This window comes from Comamonas sp. CMM03 (assembly GCF_019218715.1).
GTDB classification, from domain to species: Bacteria; Pseudomonadota; Gammaproteobacteria; order Burkholderiales; family Burkholderiaceae_C; genus Comamonas; species Comamonas terrigena.
On sequence record NZ_JAHUXB010000001.1, the window covers coordinates 78,062 to 95,184 of the forward strand.

16 protein-coding genes are annotated in these 17,123 nt (G+C 68.7%); 11 read left to right on the top strand and 5 right to left on the bottom strand.

The annotated features are described in order from the left end of the window. The first annotated feature begins 58 nt into the window (after window positions 1-58). From KW830_RS00345 to cobT, 8 genes are all read left to right on the top strand, one after another. A complete protein-coding gene (locus tag KW830_RS00345) occupies window positions 59-736 on the top strand; it encodes an energy-coupling factor ABC transporter permease (protein WP_218331525.1) in 678 nt (225 codons plus the stop codon). Window positions 737-837: 101 nt separating this feature from the next. Beyond that, window positions 838-1,407 carry a cob(I)yrinic acid a,c-diamide adenosyltransferase gene (gene cobO / locus KW830_RS00350; RefSeq protein ID WP_066533857.1) on the top strand — a complete coding sequence of 190 codons (570 nt, stop codon included), beginning with the start codon at window positions 838-840 and terminating at the stop codon, window positions 1,405-1,407. A 108-nt stretch (window positions 1,408-1,515) separates the two neighbouring features. Further along, window positions 1,516-2,304: a 5,6-dimethylbenzimidazole synthase gene (gene bluB / locus KW830_RS00355; RefSeq protein WP_218331527.1), complete on the top strand. Its 789-nt coding sequence runs from the start codon at window positions 1,516-1,518 to the stop codon at window positions 2,302-2,304. 66 nt (window positions 2,305-2,370) lie between these two features. Then, on the top strand, window positions 2,371-3,453 hold the full coding sequence (gene cbiB / locus KW830_RS00360) for an adenosylcobinamide-phosphate synthase CbiB (RefSeq protein WP_218331529.1): 1,083 nt from the start codon (window positions 2,371-2,373) through the stop codon (window positions 3,451-3,453). Then, a complete protein-coding gene (locus KW830_RS00365) occupies window positions 3,446-4,450 on the top strand; it encodes an aminotransferase class I/II-fold pyridoxal phosphate-dependent enzyme (RefSeq protein ID WP_218331531.1) in 1,005 nt (334 codons plus the stop codon). Before cbiB ends, KW830_RS00365 begins: the two co-directional genes overlap by 8 nt. 3 nt (window positions 4,451-4,453) lie before the next feature. Next, window positions 4,454-5,944 (top strand): cobyric acid synthase, encoded by a 1,491-nt coding sequence (locus tag KW830_RS00370; protein WP_255578013.1) that lies wholly within the window; start codon window positions 4,454-4,456, stop codon window positions 5,942-5,944. A 125-nt stretch (window positions 5,945-6,069) separates the two neighbouring features. Then, on the top strand, window positions 6,070-6,516 hold the full coding sequence (locus tag KW830_RS00375; RefSeq protein ID WP_192335034.1) for a hypothetical protein: 447 nt from the start codon (window positions 6,070-6,072) through the stop codon (window positions 6,514-6,516). 238 nt (window positions 6,517-6,754) lie between these two features. After that, window positions 6,755-7,834, top strand: coding sequence for a nicotinate-nucleotide--dimethylbenzimidazole phosphoribosyltransferase (gene cobT, locus KW830_RS00380; RefSeq protein WP_192335038.1), 1,080 nt, complete (start codon window positions 6,755-6,757; stop codon window positions 7,832-7,834). Window positions 7,835-7,930: 96 nt separating this feature from the next. On the opposite strand, the gene KW830_RS00385 is transcribed toward cobT, so the two are convergent. The 4 genes from KW830_RS00385 to KW830_RS00400 all read right to left on the bottom strand — a co-directional run bounded on the left by KW830_RS00385 (window position 7,931) and on the right by KW830_RS00400 (window position 11,578). Beyond that, entirely contained in the window at window positions 7,931-8,722 is a 792-nt protein-coding gene (locus tag KW830_RS00385) for a DNA/RNA non-specific endonuclease (RefSeq protein WP_272972237.1), read from the bottom strand. Between the two features lie 217 nt (window positions 8,723-8,939). After that, complete coding sequence (locus KW830_RS00390) at window positions 8,940-9,380, bottom strand: RNA-binding S4 domain-containing protein (protein WP_218331533.1); 441 nt, start codon at window positions 9,378-9,380, stop codon at window positions 8,940-8,942. Window positions 9,381-9,426: 46 nt separating this feature from the next. Then, window positions 9,427-10,878 carry a sensor histidine kinase gene (locus KW830_RS00395; RefSeq protein ID WP_218331534.1) on the bottom strand — a complete coding sequence of 484 codons (1,452 nt, stop codon included), beginning with the start codon at window positions 10,876-10,878 and terminating at the stop codon, window positions 9,427-9,429. A 4-nt stretch (window positions 10,879-10,882) separates the two neighbouring features. Further along, window positions 10,883-11,578: a response regulator transcription factor gene (locus tag KW830_RS00400; protein WP_218331536.1), complete on the bottom strand. Its 696-nt coding sequence runs from the start codon at window positions 11,576-11,578 to the stop codon at window positions 10,883-10,885. Between the two features lie 170 nt (window positions 11,579-11,748). Between KW830_RS00400 and KW830_RS00405 the strand changes: the two genes are divergently transcribed. The 3 genes from KW830_RS00405 (at window position 11,749) to KW830_RS00415 (ending at window position 14,940) form a co-directional block, all read left to right on the top strand. Further along, window positions 11,749-12,708, top strand: a complete 960-nt coding sequence (locus KW830_RS00405; protein WP_066534037.1) for a tripartite tricarboxylate transporter substrate binding protein — start codon at window positions 11,749-11,751, stop codon at window positions 12,706-12,708. 139 nt (window positions 12,709-12,847) lie between these two features. Then, a complete protein-coding gene (locus KW830_RS00410; protein ID WP_066533843.1) occupies window positions 12,848-13,417 on the top strand; it encodes a tripartite tricarboxylate transporter TctB family protein in 570 nt (189 codons plus the stop codon). Next, window positions 13,417-14,940 (top strand): tripartite tricarboxylate transporter permease, encoded by a 1,524-nt coding sequence (locus KW830_RS00415; protein WP_218331538.1) that lies wholly within the window; start codon window positions 13,417-13,419, stop codon window positions 14,938-14,940. The genes KW830_RS00410 and KW830_RS00415 overlap by 1 nt, the downstream gene beginning before the upstream one ends. Before the next feature lie 334 nt (window positions 14,941-15,274). Here KW830_RS00415 and KW830_RS00420 read toward each other — a convergent pair whose 3' ends face one another. After that, on the bottom strand, window positions 15,275-16,942 hold the full coding sequence (locus tag KW830_RS00420) for a methyl-accepting chemotaxis protein (protein WP_083520283.1): 1,668 nt from the start codon (window positions 16,940-16,942) through the stop codon (window positions 15,275-15,277). Between the last annotated feature and the right edge of the window lie 181 nt (window positions 16,943-17,123).

Genomic DNA, 17,123 nt, shown 5'->3' on the forward strand with positions numbered 1-17,123 from the left:
GGACGCACCGATTTTTTAACCTGCATTGCCCGCAATGCCCCTTGGAAGGAGACCTGCCATGCATATCGAACCGGGACTGGTGGATGGAAGCAAGATGCTGCTGAGTTACGCCACGGCCACGGCCGCGCTGGGCTACACCGCCAAACTGGCGTGGGACATGCTGCGGCACAACGGCCCGTCGGCGCTGCTGCTGCGCTCGGCCGTGGCCGCTGCGCTGGTGTTCGCTTTCTTCGAGGTGTTCCCGCACCACCCCGTGGGCGTGTCGGAGGTGCACCTGATCCTGGGTACCACCTTGCTGCTGATCTTCGGCGCCGCACCGGCGGCGATCGGGCTGGCGGCGGGCCTGCTGGTGCAGAGCCTGTTCTTTGCGCCCCAGGACCTGCCGCAGTACGGCATGAACGTGACCACCTTGCTGGTGCCGCTGTTCGCCACGGCCGCGCTGGCGCGCCGGGTGATCCCCGCCGACATGGCCTATGTGAACCTGGGCTACGCCCAGACCTTCAAGCTGTCGGTGGCCTACCAGGGCGGCATCGTGCTGTGGGTGGGCTTCTGGGCCATTTATGGCCAGGGCGCCGGCGCCGCCAATCTGGCGGACATCGGCCGCTTTGGCGGGGCCTATATGACGGTGGTGCTGCTGGAGCCCCTGATCGACCTGGGCGTGCTGGCCATCGCCAAGGCCTGGCAGCGCCTGCAGGGCAGCGCCCTGGTGGAGCGCCGCATGTACCAGGCTGCCTGACTCGGCTGACCGGAACGCTGGTGCCGGCTGCCTGCTCGTGGGCCACCGCGGTGGCCCCTTTTTTGGGAATCTCCCGGACCTTGAACGTCCACTCTCGCCTTATGCAAATCGAAACACCTCCTTCCGAAAAGCCTTACGAAAAGCCCGAGGGCGAACGCCGCGGTCTGGTCATCGTCAACACCGGTGACGGCAAGGGCAAAAGCACGGCCGCCTTCGGCCTGGCCTTCCGCGCCACCGGCCGGGGCAAGGCTGTCAAGGTCTACCAGTTCATGAAGGTGCCGACCGCCCGCTTTGGCGAACACCGCCTGGCCGACCGCGTGGACCTGCCCGTGGTGGGCCTGGGGGACGGCTTCAGCTGGAAGAGCAAGGACCTGGAGCAATCGGGCCAGCTGGCGCGCGACGGCTGGGAAAAGGCCAAGGCCGACATCCTTTCGGGCGAGTTCTTCCTCGTGGTGCTGGACGAAATCACCTACCCGCTGATCTACGGCTGGCTGCCGCTGGAAGATGTGCTGGAGACCCTGCGCAACCGCCCCAAGGACGTGCATGTCTGCCTGACCGGCCGCCGCTGCCCCCAGGAGATCATCGATCTCGCCGACACCGTGACCGAGATGAAGCTGATCAAGCACGCCTTCCAGGCGGGCGTGCCGGCGCAGCGCGGCATCGAGGACTGAACGCCGCCAGCGGCGCAGCATCCGGCCGCAGCGCAGCATTTTTTGCGCTGCCTGGGCCTTGCGCCGCTGCCGCTGGCTGTCGCTGCGCCAAAGGCCCACAATCCCCCTATGTCTGAAGCACCCACCACCCCCACCATTGCGGCCACGCCGTTCACCGAGGCCGAGCGTGCCGCCGTCTACCGTGCGATCTATGAGCGCCGGGACATGCGCCACTTTGCCGGCGGCACGGTGGCCGAAGACGTGCTGCTGCGCCTGCTGCGTGCCGCGCACCATGCGCCCAGCGTGGGCTTCATGCAGCCGTGGCGCTTTCTGCGCGTGCGCAGCCCGGCGCTGCGCCAGGGCATCCATGCGCTGGTGGAGCAGGAACGTCTGCGCACCGCCCAGGCCCTGGGCGTGCGCGAAGAAGACTTCATGAAGCTGAAGGTGCAGGGCGTGCTGGATGCGGCCGAGGTGCTGGTCGTGGCCATGCCGCCGGGCCGCGAGGCGCACATCTTCGGCCGCCGCACCTTGCCGGAGATGGACATTGCCAGCACCGCCTGCGCCATCCAGAACATGTGGCTGGCCGCGCGGGCCGAAGGCCTGGGTCTGGGCTGGGTGTCGATCTTCGAACCCCAGGAACTGGCCCGGCTGCTGCAGATGCCCGAAGGCGCCCACCCGCTGGGCGTGCTGTGCCTGGGGCCGGTGGATGCCTATTACGCCGAGCCCATGCTGCAGCAGGAAAAGTGGGCCTGCCGCGCACCGCTGGAAGACATGCTGATGGACGACCTGTGGGATGCTTCGCGTCCGCCGCCAGTGACGGCCACGCCACCAGCGCCTGCACCGTCGGGTGCCGCACCATCGGATGCCGCCCCATCGGTGGTCGCCCCCAAGGCCGCGCCGGACGGCGTCCAGCCCTGAGCCGGCATGCCTGTTTCTTTGCTGTGCCCCGGCCCTGGCTGCCGGGGGCGGGTGATCTGTGACTGAATGACTGCGATACCGTTGATCGAGCTACTGGCCACGGCCGTGAGCCCGCTGGCCTGGCTGTGGAAGCTGTGCACCGCCAGCGGCGGTGCACCCCAGCTGTGGGCCCAGGACCTGATGGGCGCCGCCCTGGCCGTGCTGGTGGCGCTGGCGCTGGATCGGCTGTGGGGCGAGCCGCCCGTGTGGCTGCACCCGGTGGTCTGGATGGGCCGCCTGCTGGGCGCCACCGGCCGGTGGATCGCGCCCCGCGCGCCGGTGTCCCGGGGCGGGATGCGGTTTGCCGCCGGCATGCTGGCCTGGTGCGCGCAGGCCGCCCTGGTGGGACTGATCTATGCCGTGCTGCAGCTGTTGCTGCCGCCCCAGCCCTGGTGGCTGGCGGGTGCGCTGGCCGGCGTGCTGCTCAAGCCGCTGCTGTCCTGGCGCATGCTCAAGGACGAGGTGCTGGCGGTGGAAGCCGCCCTGCAGCAGTCCCTGCCGGCAGGGCGCGAACGCCTGACCTGGCTGGTGAGCCGCGATACCGCGCAGCTGGATGCCTCCACCGTGCGCGAAAGCGCCATCGAAACCTTGGCTGAAAATCTGAACGATTCGGTGATCGCCCCGCTGTTCTGGTTTCTGGTGGCGGGCCTGCCGGGGGCAGCCATCTACCGCTTTGCCAACACAGCCGACGCCATGTGGGGCTACCCCGGCTGGCGCGGCACGGGCGCCCAGCGCCGCCACTGGCAATGGGCGGGCAAATGGGCGGCGCGCGCGGACGATGTGCTGAACTGGATTCCGGCACGCATCACCGCCGCCTGGCTGGCGCTGCTGGCCGGAGGCGTGTCATGGGCCGGCCTGCGCCGCGATGCGGCGGTGACGCCGTCGCCCAACGGCGGCTGGCCCATGGGGTGCATGGCACAGGCCCTGGGGGTGCACCTGTCCAAGCCGGGGGTCTACCAGCTCAACCCGGCGGGCAGGGCGCCGCAGGCGGACGATGTGCAGCGTGCCGTGGCTCTGGCCTCCCGGGTGGTGACACTGCAGGTGGGAATGGCGCTGGCAGCGCTGGCCTGCCTGGGCCTCTGGCTGTGGAGGGCGGCTTTCCATGGCTAGTTTTTCCCACGGCGGCACCGATGCGCTGGGCGTGCCCGCCCATGATTTTTCCACCAACCGCAATGCCTGCGGGCCTTGCCCCGCGGCAGTGGCGGCGCTGCAGTCCGCGCATGCGGCGCAGTACCCCGATCCGCTCTATACCGATCTGCGCGCGCAGCTGGCCGCCTTCCATGGCGTGGCGCTGGTACGGGTGCTGGTGGGCGGCAGCAGCAGCGAGCTGATCCACCGCTTCACCCAGCACGCCGTGCGCAGTGGAGCGCGCCGTGCAACGCTGCCCCCGCTCCACTACGGCGACTACCTGCAGGCCGCACAGGTCTGGGGGCTGGCGGCGCAGTCCCGCTCCGTCCCCGGGCCGCAGGGCCTGCACTGGGCCTGCGAGCCCTCCAGCCCGCTGGGGGTGCTGGACGAGGTCTGGCCCGACTGGGCGCAGCCGCCGGCCGGCGGCCCCACATGGCGCATGCTGGACTGTGCCTACCGTCCGCTGTGGCTGGAAGGCACCGCGCCGCAGCGCGATCTGGACACCGTCTGGCAGCTGTGGACGCCGAACAAGGCGCTGGGCATGACCGGCGTGCGCGCCGCCTATGCGATAGCGCCGCTGCATGCGGCGGCACAGGAGCTGGAAGCCCTGCACCTGCTGGCCCCGTCGTGGGTCGTGGGCGCGCACGGTGTGACCATGCTGCAGGCCTGGGTGACCCCGCCGGTGCAGCAATGGCTGGCGCAGAGCCTGGAGACGCTGCGTGCCTGGAAAGCGCAGCAGCTGGCGCTGTGCGAACAGCTGGGCTGGCAGGTGATTCCGGGCCACCAGGCCAATTACCTGGTCGCACGCCTGCCGCTGCCGCCGCAGGACCTGGGGCGCAGCCTGGCCGCCTTGCGGACCCACGGCGTCAAGCTGCGCGACTGTGCCAGCTTCGGGCTGCCCGGCCATGTGCGCCTGGGCGTGCTGCCGCCGGCATCACAGGCCGCATTGGCGCAGGCCTGGAACCTTCTGGAGAACTAGAACATGACCGCCTCGATTCAACTGCCGCGCCCCGTGCCCGGCCAGCGCCCGGCGCTGTGCGTGATGGTGCTGGGCACCAGCAGCGGCGCCGGCAAGAGCTGGGTGGCCACGGCGCTGTGCGCCTGGTACCGCGCACAGGGCTACCGGGTGGCGCCCTTCAAGGCGCAGAACATGAGCAACAACGCGCGCGTGGTGGCCACGCCCGACGGCAAATGGGGCGAAATCGGCACGGCGCAGTACCTGCAGGCCCTGGCCGCCGGCGTGGTGCCCGATGTGCGCATGAACCCGCTGCTGCTCAAGCCCGAGGCCGATACCCGCAGCCAGGTGGTGCTGCTGGGGCAGGTGGACGAGGCCCTTTCCCTGCTGCCCTGGCGCGGCCGCAGCCTGCGGGTCTGGCCGCAGATTGCGCAGGCGCTGGATGCGCTGCGCGCCGAAAACGAGGTGGTGGTGATCGAAGGCGCGGGCTCGCCCGCCGAAATCAATCTGCACAGCAGCGATGTGGTGAACATGCGCGTGGCCCGGCACTGCGGCGCGCACTGCCTGCTGGTGTCGGACATCGACCGGGGTGGGGCGTTTGCCCACCTCTACGGCACCTGGGCGCTGTTGCCTGCAGACGAGCAGGCCCTCATTCAAGGCTTTGTGCTCAACAAATTCCGCGGCGATGCCGCCTTGCTGGCGCCGGCCCCGCAGATGCTGCAGGACAGGACGGGCGTGCCCACCGTGGCCTGCATTCCCATGCAGTTCCAGCACGGCCTGCCGGAAGAAGACGGTGTGTTCGACGACCGCGGCAGCGCGGGTGCCGGCCAGGCCGTCCACACCACCATCGCCATCGTCGCCTATCCGCGCATCAGCAACCTGGATGAATTCCAGCCCTTGCTGCAGGTGCCCGGCGTGCGCGTGGTCTGGGCACGCACACCGGCGCAGCTGGCCGGGGCCGACTGGGTCATCCTGCCCGGCAGCAAGGCCACCGCAGCCGACCTGGCCTGGATGCGCAGCCAGGGGCTGGATGCCGCCGTGGTGGCCCATGCCGCTGCGGGCAAGCGGGTGCTGGGCATCTGTGGCGGTCTGCAGATGCTGGGCGAGGCCCTGATCGACCTGCACGGCGTGGACGGAAATGCGGCCGGCCTGGGCCTGTTGCCGGTGACCACGCTGTTCGCACAGGAGAAGACGGTGCAGCGCACCGAGGTGCGGCTGCCGGCACTGCCCGCACCCTGGCAGGCCCTGGAAGGCATGGCGGCATCGGTCTATGAAATCCACCATGGCCGGACCGCACCGCACACCGCCATGCAGGCGGCCGGACAGACGGTGGTCGAGGCCGTGCCCGGCCTGTTGTGGCACAGCCCGGACGGTGTCGTCCTGGGCTGCTACTGGCATGGCCTGTTCGAGAACCAGGCCGTGCTGCAGGCGCTGTGGGGCACGGCCGCACCGTCGCTGGAGACCGTGTTTGCGCGCATGGCCGAAGGGGTGGGGCGCTGGTTCCAGGCGGTGGAATGAACGGCGGCGGCCAGCCGCACTGTAGGCGGTGGCCTGCATGCGTTGACGGGCTGGACCGATAAGCCGTCCGGGAAAACACCAGCAAGCTTTGACTCTTGTGTACCCACTCTGGAAAGGAGTTGCTGATGACACGCACCTGGATTCGTCCCGTCCAACTGGGCCTGAGCGCGCTGGCGCTGAGCATGGCTGGCTGGGCCGGCGCACAAACCGCCGCCCCGGCCGATGCCCCGCCACCGCCGCCGGCGATGATGAAAAAGGCCCCTGACAAACCGCCCATGGGCAAGCACCACCGTCCGCACCACCGCGGCGACAAGGCACAGCACCCCGGGGACCGCGATCCGGCCACCCGCGAAGCGGGTGCGGCACGCGAAGAGGCCCGCCGCGGCAAGCTGGACACCAAGACACCGGAAGACCAGTTCCAGCGCAATGCCCTGGCGCGCTGCGAAGTGTTCAAGACCGATCTGGACCGCCAGGCCTGCGTGGGCCGTGTGCGCAGCGGTCAGGTCAGCGGCTCGGTGCAAGATGGTGGCACCATCACCGAGTACACCCAGCAGGTCCCTGTGCCGCAGTAGGCCACGGCAGCCCCATGGGGCAGACACGGGCGCTGGCGTGAGCCCGCAGCCCGGTCCGGCCCCTGCGCTTGCCGCCTGCTGCCTGCGCAGGCCCCCGATCTCTTCCGCCCGCGCGGAAGAGATTTTTTTATGGTCTTGTGCCATGGCAAAGCCGCCGGTGCGGGCGCAGGAGGATACTTGGACGCTTCTTTTGTGAGCGTGGCACGCAGCCCGTGCCCCGCGTAGGAACCGCTTCGCCATGTACGACTTTCTGCCCGCCATCCCCTCCATCCAGGACGACACCTTCACCCAGCATGTGCAGCAGTTGCTGGACCACAAGACCAAGCCCGTGGGCTCGCTGGGCGTTCTGGAGCGCCTGGCGCTGCGCGTGGCGACCATCCTGGGCCAGGACCAGCCGCTGCTGCAGGACCCGCAGATGGTGATCTTCGCGGCCGACCACGGTCTGGCCGCGCGGGGCGTTTCGGCCTATCCCACCGATGTCACCTGGCAGATGGTGGAGAACTTTCTGGCCGGGGGGGCGGCGGTGAGCGTGCTCTCGCGCACCAACGGCATCCATCTGAACATCGTGGACTGCGGCGTGGCGCGCGACATTGCCCGCCGCGAACAGGACCCGGAAGACAAGCTGCCCAAGCCCGGCGAGCCGCGCCTGTGGCGCCGCAAGGTGGCCTATGGCACGCAGGACAGCTCGGTCGGTCCCGCCATGACCGATGCCGAATGCCGCCTGGCCATCCAGAACGGCATGGCGCTGGTCAAGAAACTCCCGGGCAATGCGCTGCTGCTGGGCGAAATGGGCATCGGCAACACCTCCTGCGCATCGCTGCTGCTGGCGCGGCTGGCCAACATCGATGTGGCCAGCGTCAGCGGCATGGGCACCGGCCTGGATGCCGAAGGCGTGCGCCGCAAGGTGGAAGTGCTGCGCGCCGTGCTGGATCTGCACGCCGGGGTGACCGAGCCGCTGGCCGTGCTGGCCGCCATGGGCGGGTTGGAAGTGGCCACCATGGTCGGGGCGGTGCTGCAGGCCGCGGCCGAACGCCGCGTGATCCTGGTGGACGGTTTCATCACCTCGGCAGCCGTGCTGGTGGCCAGCCGGCTGTGCCCAGCGGTGCTGGAGCGCTGCGTGTATGCCCACCGCTCGGGCGAGCGCGGCCACACGCTGATGCTGCTGGAGCTGGGGGCCGAGCCGCTGCTGGACTGGCATATGCGCCTGGGTGAAGGCTCGGGTGCGGCCACGGCCTGGCCGCTGCTGGTGGCGGCCTGTGCGGTGCTGCGCGAGATGGCCAGTTTCAGCACGGCAGGGGTGTCCGTCAAAAGCGCCTGAAAAGCGCTTGACCGGCGCCCGCAGCGCAAGGCGCGCTGTGGCGCTGCGCGCCATCCCTCACCCTCCGCTCGGCCCTGGGCGGAGGAGGGGGCTGGTTCAGCGGACCTGGATGCCGGGCAGGAATTCAATGCCGGTGCGGCGCACCAGCTCCTGGTAGCTGATGGGGCGGGTCACCGTGGCGTGGTCCGCATTGGCCTGCCAGTGGGCCCAGGCGCGGTGGGTCTGGGCGTCATACACCAGCTTGAACAGGTGGGACGGCACGCGCACATGGTTGGCGCCCACGGAATGTTCCTCGCCCTGGTAGACCGGGCCGGTGATGATGAACACATCGCCCTGGGCACGGCGGGCATAGCGGCGCGTGTCCTGCTCGATGCGTGCCCAGGGACCGCCGTTCTGCTCGATGGACTGGGGCACCATATTGGCCAGCGAAAAGCTCTGCGCCATGGCCTGGGGCGTGGGCATGTCGCCGGCCGGCGCCATGTGGCCGCGGGAGTAGCCGGAGCGCTTGTAGTCCTCCAGCTCGGCGCGTTCGGCGCGGGGCAGGCGGGCATCGGCATAGAAGCGGTTGCTGCGCTTTTCGTCAGCGTCTTCCACCAGCGCGCGGTTCAGGCGCTGGGCCACAAACATCGGCGTCTTGGTGCTGCCGTTGTGCAGCACCGCAAACGCGTCATAGCACAGGGCGCGCAGGCGCGGCAGGGGCTGCACGGCCGGCGGCGTGCCGTTGGCAAAGAAGCTGGGGCATTCGGCAAAGTCACCGCTGATGGCCGCCGCCGTGGCGGGCAGCAGCGGCGTCTTGGCATGCAGCAGGGAGGAGGGGAGTGCGGCGGCCAGCAGGGCGGCGGCGGCGATGGCGCGCACCCGGCGCGCCCACAGCAAAGCGAATTTCACGGAATACCTGGGGCACCAGGCCCCTTGTCACAAGCGAAGAGAGAGCGCTGATTGGAACACCAATCGCTTTCTCCTTCCGGGGCACAGGAATTGCCGCCAGGGCCTGTCGATCCGGTGTAGGCAGCTATGCAAAGCTGAGCAGATCAGGCCCCGCTCGGGTGGGGAGGGCTGTGGGGCAGTCCGGCACCGGCGGCCGTGCCGACCGCCATGGCCGGGGTCAGCGTTTCAGATCGTCCAGGGAGGCGCTCCAGCGCTCGCCCCAGCTGCTGCGCACCTGGTCGATGCTGCGGCGGTCGCGCTTGGTGGGCCGGCCGTCGTGCCGTCCGGCAATGGCGTCGGCCGGCTCCGGGGCCAGGCGGCGCTGTTCGGCCAGTTGCTGGCGCAGGGCCAGGCTGTCGGCGGTTTCCTCGTACAGCTGCTGGGCGACGGGGGCCGGGCCACGCATGCCGCTCAAGCCCCGTACCACCACGGTGCGCGGCACCTGGCCCTGGCGCAGGGCAATGGTGTCACCCACCCGCACTTCGCGCGCCGGCTTGGCATGGGCGCCGTTCAGGCTGACCCGGCCCTTGCCGATTTCTTCCACGGCCAGGCTGCGGGTCTTGTAAAACCGTGCACACCACAGCCATTTGTCCAATCGCATCGAAAGCAGTTCGCTCATAGCCCTTATTTTGCCTGGGTGGAGGGCGCGTTGGTGCTGCAGTGCATCAGCGCCCGGCCGGGTGGTACAGCGGCAGTTGCGCCATGGCATCCAGGCCGACCACGCTGCCGTGCGTGGCATGCAGGCGGTTGGTCAGCCGCAGCTCGCCGTGCAGTGCCTGGACGATTTCGCGGCAGATGGCCAGGCCCAGGCCGGAGCCGCTGTGCCGGTCGCCTGCGGCAAAGGGCTGGAACAGCCGGCGTTCCAGCTCGGGGCTGATGCCGGGTCCGCTGTCGGCAATGCACAGCAGCGCATCGCTGGCGCTGTGGGTGAGCCGCACCTGCAGCGGCGTGCCCGGCGGCGCGTGGCGGATGGCGTTGTGCAACAGGTTGCGGGTGAGCTCGCGCAGCATCCACTCCGGCGCGGCCACTTGCACCGGCTGGTCGGCCTGCAGCTCGAAGTCCAGCCCCTTGTCCGCCACCAGCGGGGCCAGGTCCAGTGCCACATCGCGCACGATCTGCTCCCAGGGCTGGGGCGTGGGTGCTTCGGTCTGCTGGCGCAGCTGTTCCACCTTGGCCAGGGCCAGCATCTGGTTGGCCAGACGGGTGGCGCGGTCCACCGTGGCTTCGATTTCGGCCAGCGCTTGCTCCGGCGGCATGTCGCCGCGCCGGGCGGATTGCACCTGGGTCTTGAGCACGGCCAGCGGTGTGCGCAGCTGGTGGGAGGCATCGCGCACAAAACGCTTCTGGTGGGCCAGCAGCGGGCGCAGCCGGTCCATGACCTGGTTGGTGGCGTTCAGCAGCGGCTGCAGCTCGCGCGGCACGGCGGACGGCTGCAAGGGGCTGAGGTCGCCCTGCGGGCGCTGCTCGATGGCGTCGCTGATGCGGCGCACCGGCCGGGTGACGCGCTGCACCACCACCAGCACGGTCAGCACCACCAGCGCCACCAGCAGGGCCTGGCGCCACAGCGTGTCGCGCAGCAGGTGCAGCGCCAGTGTCTGGCGCAGCTGCAGGGTTTCGGCCACCTGGATCACCGCCATGCTGCGCCCGGTGGCGCTGGCCACGGGCTGCAGCAGCACGGCCACGCGCACCGGCTCGCCGCGAAAGGAGGCATCGTAGAAATCCACCAGCGCGCTGTAGGGCGGGCGCGCCGGGATGCGGCCCCGCCACATGGGCAGATCGGGGAAGCCGGAGACCAGGGCGCCGTCCAGGCTGGAGACGCGGTAGTACATGCGGCTCTGGTTGTCGGCCTCGAAAATCTCCAGCGCCGAATAGGGCACGGTGGCGCGCAGCTGGGCCTGCTGGTCGTAGCCATGCACGTCCAGCTGTTCGCTGATGCTCTTGGCCGAGGCCAGCAGCGTGCGGTCGTAGGCTGTATGCAGGGTTTGCAGCGATTCGCGGTACAGGCTGTAGGTGTTGAAACCGATGAAGGCCAGCACCGGCACCAGAATGCCCACCAGCAACTGGCGGCGCAGCGACCAGGTGGTGCGGGCGGTGGAGGACGATGTGCGCAGGGGCATGGGGTCAGGCCGCAGGCGCAGCCGCCACTTTCAGCAGATAGCCCAGGCCGCGCAGCGTGACCAGGTCCACGCCGGTGCCAGCCAGCTTCTTGCGCAGGCGGTAGACCACCACCTCGATGGCCTCGTACTGCACCTCGGCAGCGCCGGGGAACACCAGGTCGTACAGGCGCTCCTTGGCCACGGCCTGGCCGGGTCTGGCCAGCAGCGCGTGCATCAGCGCGCGTTCGCGCCGGGTGAACTCCAGGGGCTCGCCCAGGTGGTAGATGGCCCCGCTGTCGCGCTCATAGCGCATCAGCCCCAGCTGCAGCACCTGGCTGTCGCCTCCATCGGCCGCCGCCGGGGCGCTGCGGCGCAGCAGTGCGCGCAGCCGGGCTTCCAGTTCGTCCAGATCGAAGGGCTTGGCCAGGTAGTCGTCGGCGCCGGCGTTCAGTCCCAGCACCCGGTCGCCCACGGTACCTCGGGCGGTGAGCACCAGCACGGGGGTGCGCAGTCCCTGCCGGCGCGCCTGGGCCAGCACATCCAGGCCGTCCATGCCGGGCAGGCTCAGGTCCAGCACCACGGCGTCGGGCGGCTGGGCCGTCCACTGCGCCAGGGCCTGCAGGCCGTCGCCCACCCAGTGCACCTGCATGCCGCGCCGCGCCAGGGCGCGCTGCAAGGTGGTGTGCATGGCGGGATCGTCTTCGACCAGGAGAATGTGCATGGCGCAGGAACATAGCACCGCGCAGAGGGGCTGGCAGGGTGGCGGTGCTGGGGTTTTCACTGAGACGGACGGACAGCGGTTTGACAGGCTGGCGGCGCATGATGCAATGCAGCGCCCCCTGCGTGCATGCGGTCAGCGGGGCGATTCACACCAACAAAGGAGACACAGACATGCGACGCGACACCTTCCTCAAGTCCATGATGGCACTGGCCGCCGCAGGCGCCCTGCCACTGTCGGCCCAGGCCGCCACCGCCATGAAGATGATGCTGCCGGCCAACCCCGGCGGCGGCTGGGACACCACCGGCCGTGCCGTGGGCAAGGCCCTGATCGATGCCGGCGTGGCCTCCACCGTCACCTACGACAACAAGGGCGGTGCGGCCGGTGCCATCGGTCTGGCCCAGTTCGTCAACGGCAGCAAGGGCGATGCCAACGCGCTGATGGTGATGGGCGCGGTGATGCTGGGCGGCATCATCACCGGCAAGCCGCCGGTGAACCTGTCCCAGGCCACGCCGCTGGCCCGCCTGACCAGCGAATACAACGTGTTTGTTCTGCCGGCCAATTCGCCGTTCAAGAGCATGGCCGAGGTGGTGGCACAGCTCAAGAAGGACCCCGGCTCCATCAAGTGGGGCGGCGGTTCGCGCGGCTCCACCGAGCACATTGCCGCCGCCATGATCGCCCGTGCCGTGGGCGTGGACCCGGCCAAGATCAACTACGTGGCCTTCCGTGGGGGCGGCGAGGCGATTTCCGCCATCCTGGGCGGCAACGTGACCATCGGCGGCAGCGGCTACAGCGAGTTTGCCGAGTACATCACCACCGGCAAGATGAAGCCGGTGGGCGTCACCTCCGACGAACGCCTCAAGGGCATCGACGTGCCCACGCTCAAGGAGCAGGGCATTGACGTGTCCATCGGCAACTGGCGCGGCATCTACGGCGCGCCCGGCATCAGCAAGGCGCAGCGCGACGAGCTGATCGCCAAGCTGGACAAGGCCCTGAAGAGCAAGAGCTGGGCCGAGTCCATGGAAAAGAACGGCTGGACCCCGGCCTGGCTGGCGGGCGACGCCTTTGCCGCCTTTGTGGACAAGGAATTCGCCAGCCTGCGCGACACCATGACCCGCTCCGGCATGGTCTGACCGGTGAAACCGTCCGGCAGGCCCTGCCGGACCCTTGGCCGGGCGCGGTGACACGCAGTGTGTCCCGCGCAGGCCTGCCTGGCGCGCCCGCCCGTTGCGGGCCGCCTTGGCGCACTCCTGTGGAAGGAGGGAATCTCTCATGAACCAAACCAATCCTGCGGACGGCACCATGCCGTCCGCCGAACCGCCCAACGAAGGCGGCGCCATCCCTTCTGCGGCCTGGCAGGCGCGGGTCGGCGGCGCTGTGGTGCTGCTGGCCATTGGCATGGGCTGGGGCGCCAGCCATGTACCCGGTGATGCCGGCTATGGCGGTGTCGGTCCGGGCTTCATCCCCTGGGTCTGCGCCGTGGTGCTGGCCATCTGCGGCCTGTGGCTGATCTGGGAAGCCAGGACCGGCGGCTACCGCCATGCGGCCGATCCGGGCGGACAGGCCAAGGCCGACCTCGGCGCCTTTGTCTGGGTCTCGGCCGGCATGCTGCTGAATGCCGGCCTGATTGAGCACCTGGGTTTCATCCTCAGCTGCACCTTGTGCTACCTGCTGGCTGTGCAGGGCCTGCGCCGCGCGGCCAAACAGACCCACACCCTGTCGGGCCGGGGTCTGTTCAAAGACCTGCTGGTGGGCCTGGCGATTGCCGCGCCGGTGTTCTGGGCCTTTACGCAATTCCTGGCCATCAACCTGCCAGGACTGACGGAAACAGGGTGGCTGTGATGGAACTTTTCAATGCACTGATGGCGGGCTTTGCCACGGCCGTCACTCCCATCAATCTGCTGTGGGCCCTGCTGGGCTGCGCCCTGGGCACGGCCGTGGGCGTGCTGCCCGGTATCGGCCCGGCGGTGGCGGTGGCCATGCTGCTGCCCATCACCGGCAAGGTGGAGATCACGGCCTCGATGATCTTCTTCTCCGGCATCTACTACGGCGCCATGTACGGCGGCTCCACCACCTCCATTCTGCTGAACACGCCGGGCGAGACCGCCAGCATGGTCACGGCCATGGAAGGCAACAAGATGGCCAAGAGTGGCCGCGCCGGCGCGGCGCTGGCCACGGCGGCCATCGGTTCCTTTGTGGCCGGCACGATCGCCACCGTGGTGGTGACCCTGTTCGCCCCGGCCGTGGCCGACTTTGCCGTCAAGCTGGGCCCGCCCGAGTACTTCATGCTGATGGTGCTGGCCTTCACCACCGTGAGCGCCGTGCTGGGCCAGAGCAGTCTGCGCGGCATGACCGCCCTGTTCCTGGGGCTGGCGCTGGGCTGCGTGGGCATGGACCAGATCTCGGGCGCTGCACGCTACACGGCCGGCCGCATGGAGCTGCTGGACGGCATCGACATCGTGCTGGTGGCCGTGGGCCTGTTTGCCGTGGCCGAAGTGCTGTACGCCGCCCTGTATGAAGGCAAGGTGGAGGACTCGCAGAACAAGCTGACGCGGGTGCACATGTCGGCACGCGACTGGAAGCGTTCCTGGCCCGCCTGGATCCGCGGCACCATCATCGGCACGCCCTTTGGCTGTGTGCCGGCCGGTGGCACCGAGATCCCCACGTTCCTGAGCTATGCGATGGAAAAGAAGCTGGCCAAGGGCGAGAACAAGAACGAGTTCGGCAAGCAGGGCGCCATCGAAGGCGTGGCCGGCCCCGAGGCCGCCAACAACGCCACGGTGACCGCCGCGCTGATCCCGCTGCTGACCCTGGGCATTCCCACCAGCAACACCACGGCGGTGCTGCTGGGTGCGTTCCAGAACTACGGCATCAACCCCGGCCCGCAGCTGTTCACCAGCTCGGCAGCGCTGGTGTGGGCACTGATTGCCTCGCTGTACATCGGCAACATCATGCTGCTGGTGCTGAACCTGCCCATGGTGGGGATATGGGTCAAGCTGCTGCGCGTGCCGCGTCCGCAGCTGTACGCCGGCATTCTGATCTTCGCCACCGTGGGTGCCTACGGCATGCGCCAGAGCACGTTCGACCTGTTCCTGCTGTACGGCATCGGCATGCTGGGTGTGCTGATGCGCCGCTTCGACTTCCCCACTGCCCCGGTGGTGGTGGGCATGATCCTGGGCCCGCTGGCCGAAGCGCAGATGCGCAACGCCGTGGCCATTGGCGAAGGCAGTTTCAGCATCTTCCTGCAGCGCCCCATGTCGCTGACGCTGATCGTCATCGTGCTGATGGTGCTGATCCTGCCGCGTGCGCTCAAGCACTGGGCCGAACGGCGCATGGCCCACCATGCCGCCACCCCCACGGTGTAGCGGGGCACGGCAGTCCACCAAAAGGGAGCGCATGGCGCTCCCTTTTTTCATGTGAGGATAGGCGGGGGCATGGGTTCCCTGGTTGAGAGCCTGGTCCTGATCGTGCCGTGCCGTGGCACAGCGCAGGCGATGGCAAGGGGATTAATCATGAGTGCCAGTGCCAGTGCCAGTGCCAGTGCCAGTGCCAGTGCCAGTGCAGGGAGTGTGGGTTGTCGGGCTGCAGTCGGGCACCCCTCGCCACCACCGCATCATTCCTTGCACACGGCCCAACAAAAAGGGAGCGCATGGCGCTCCCTTTTTTTGGTGCCTGCGCTGGCAGTTGCCAGCGCGGCGTTCAGGCTTCGGCCGTTACCGCTTCCTGGCGCGGCAAGGCGCGTGGAGTGGCGGGTGCCAGGGCGGCCGGAGCCAGTGCCGGGGCCTGCAGGGCCGAGCCCGGCAGCTCCACGGCCTGCGCAGAGCTCTGGCTCTGGTCCAGTGTGAACGTGGCCACCACATCGGTCAGCTGGTGGGCCTGCTGGTTCAGGCTGGAGGCGGCGGCGGCGCTTTCTTCCACCAGCGCGGCATTCTGCTGCGTCACCTGGTCCAGCTGGTTCACGGCATCGCTGACCTGGCTGATGCCACGCGCCTGCTCCTGGCTGGCGCTGTTGATCTCGTTGATCAGGGCCGAGACCTGCTGCACCTGTTCCACGATGTCCTGGATGGTGCCCCCGGCGCTGTCCACCAGACGGGCGCCACTGCCGACCTGGTCCACGCTTTGCTGGATCAGGGCCTTGATCTCCTTGGCGGCTTCGGCGCTGCGGCCGGCCAGGGAGCGCACTTCGCCGGCCACCACCGCAAAGCCGCGGCCCTGTTCACCGGCGCGGGCCGCTTCCACCGCCGCGTTCAGCGCCAGGATGTTGGTCTGGAAGGCGATGCCGTCGATCACGCCGATGATGTCGGCAATCTTGCTGGAGCTGGCCGAAATGCTCTGCATGGTGCGGGTCACCTGCTGCATGGCATCGCCGCCCTGGCGCGCCGTGTCGGCGGCGCGCACCGCCAGATGGGAAGCCTGGGCGGCGGCATCGGTGTTGTGGCGCACGGTGGCAGTGAGCTGCTCCATGGACGCTGCCGTCTGCTGCAGGTTGCTGGCCTGGGTCTCGGTGCGTTGCGACAGATCGTTGTTGCCCATGGTGATCTGCGAGGCGCCGGTGGCAATCGATTCGCTGCCCGCACGGATGCGGCCCACCACCTGGGAGAGGTTGCTGTTCATGGTGCGCAGCGCAGACAGCAGGCGGCCCACTTCGTCATTGCCCTGGTGGCTGATGTGGGCCGTCAGGTCACCCCGGGCCACGGTTTCCGCCACCTGCACCGCCTCGTTCAGCGGCTCGATGATGGCGCGGATCAGGCGGCGACCCGTCCACAGGGCCAGTGCAATCGCGGCCAGCAGCACGGCGGCGCTGACGGCCAGCAGACGCTGGTAGTCGGCGTTGGCGTGTTCGTAGGCGGCCTGGGCTTCGGTGGTCTGGATGTCGATCAGCTCGTCAAACGCCTTGGCCAGCGGGGTGACGGTGGGGAACAGCCGGTATTCGATGAAGGCGCTCATGCGCTCCATGTCGTAGTTGGTCAGGATGGAGTCCAGTTCCTTGAGGCGCGGCTGGGCCGCTTCCTTCAGGCCCTCGATGCGCTGGATCAGCTCTTTCTCGCTGTCCAGCAAGTCCGTGGCCAGGTAGGCGGCCCACATACCGTCCATGCGCTGGCGCTGCTCGGCCAGCATCTGCTGGCCATGTTCGGGCAGGATCTGCTGCACATAGACCTTGGTGGCCACTTCGATCAGTTTGACCGAGTAGCTGTCCGCCGCCACCTTGAGCTGCTGCATGGGCAGGACGCGGTCGTTGTAGATGGTGGACAGGCGCTGGTTGGCCACCTGCAACTGCCACATCAACGCCAGGGCGGAGGTCGCAACCAGAACCAGAAGCGAGATCACCAGACGCCACAGGCGGGCGCGGATGCTGACTTGTTTCATACGGAATTCCTGAGGGGGGAGAGGGGGAACGGCTGGCCGGTGCGTGGCGGCAGGTGCTGGCTGGCAAGTCTGTCCAGTCCGTTCGTCAATAGAGCCGGCAAATTCTGTCAGTCAATTCACGAAATGAAACATTTGATCTGTCCCCTGAAAAACACTCCGTGATAGAGAATTCATATGAGGC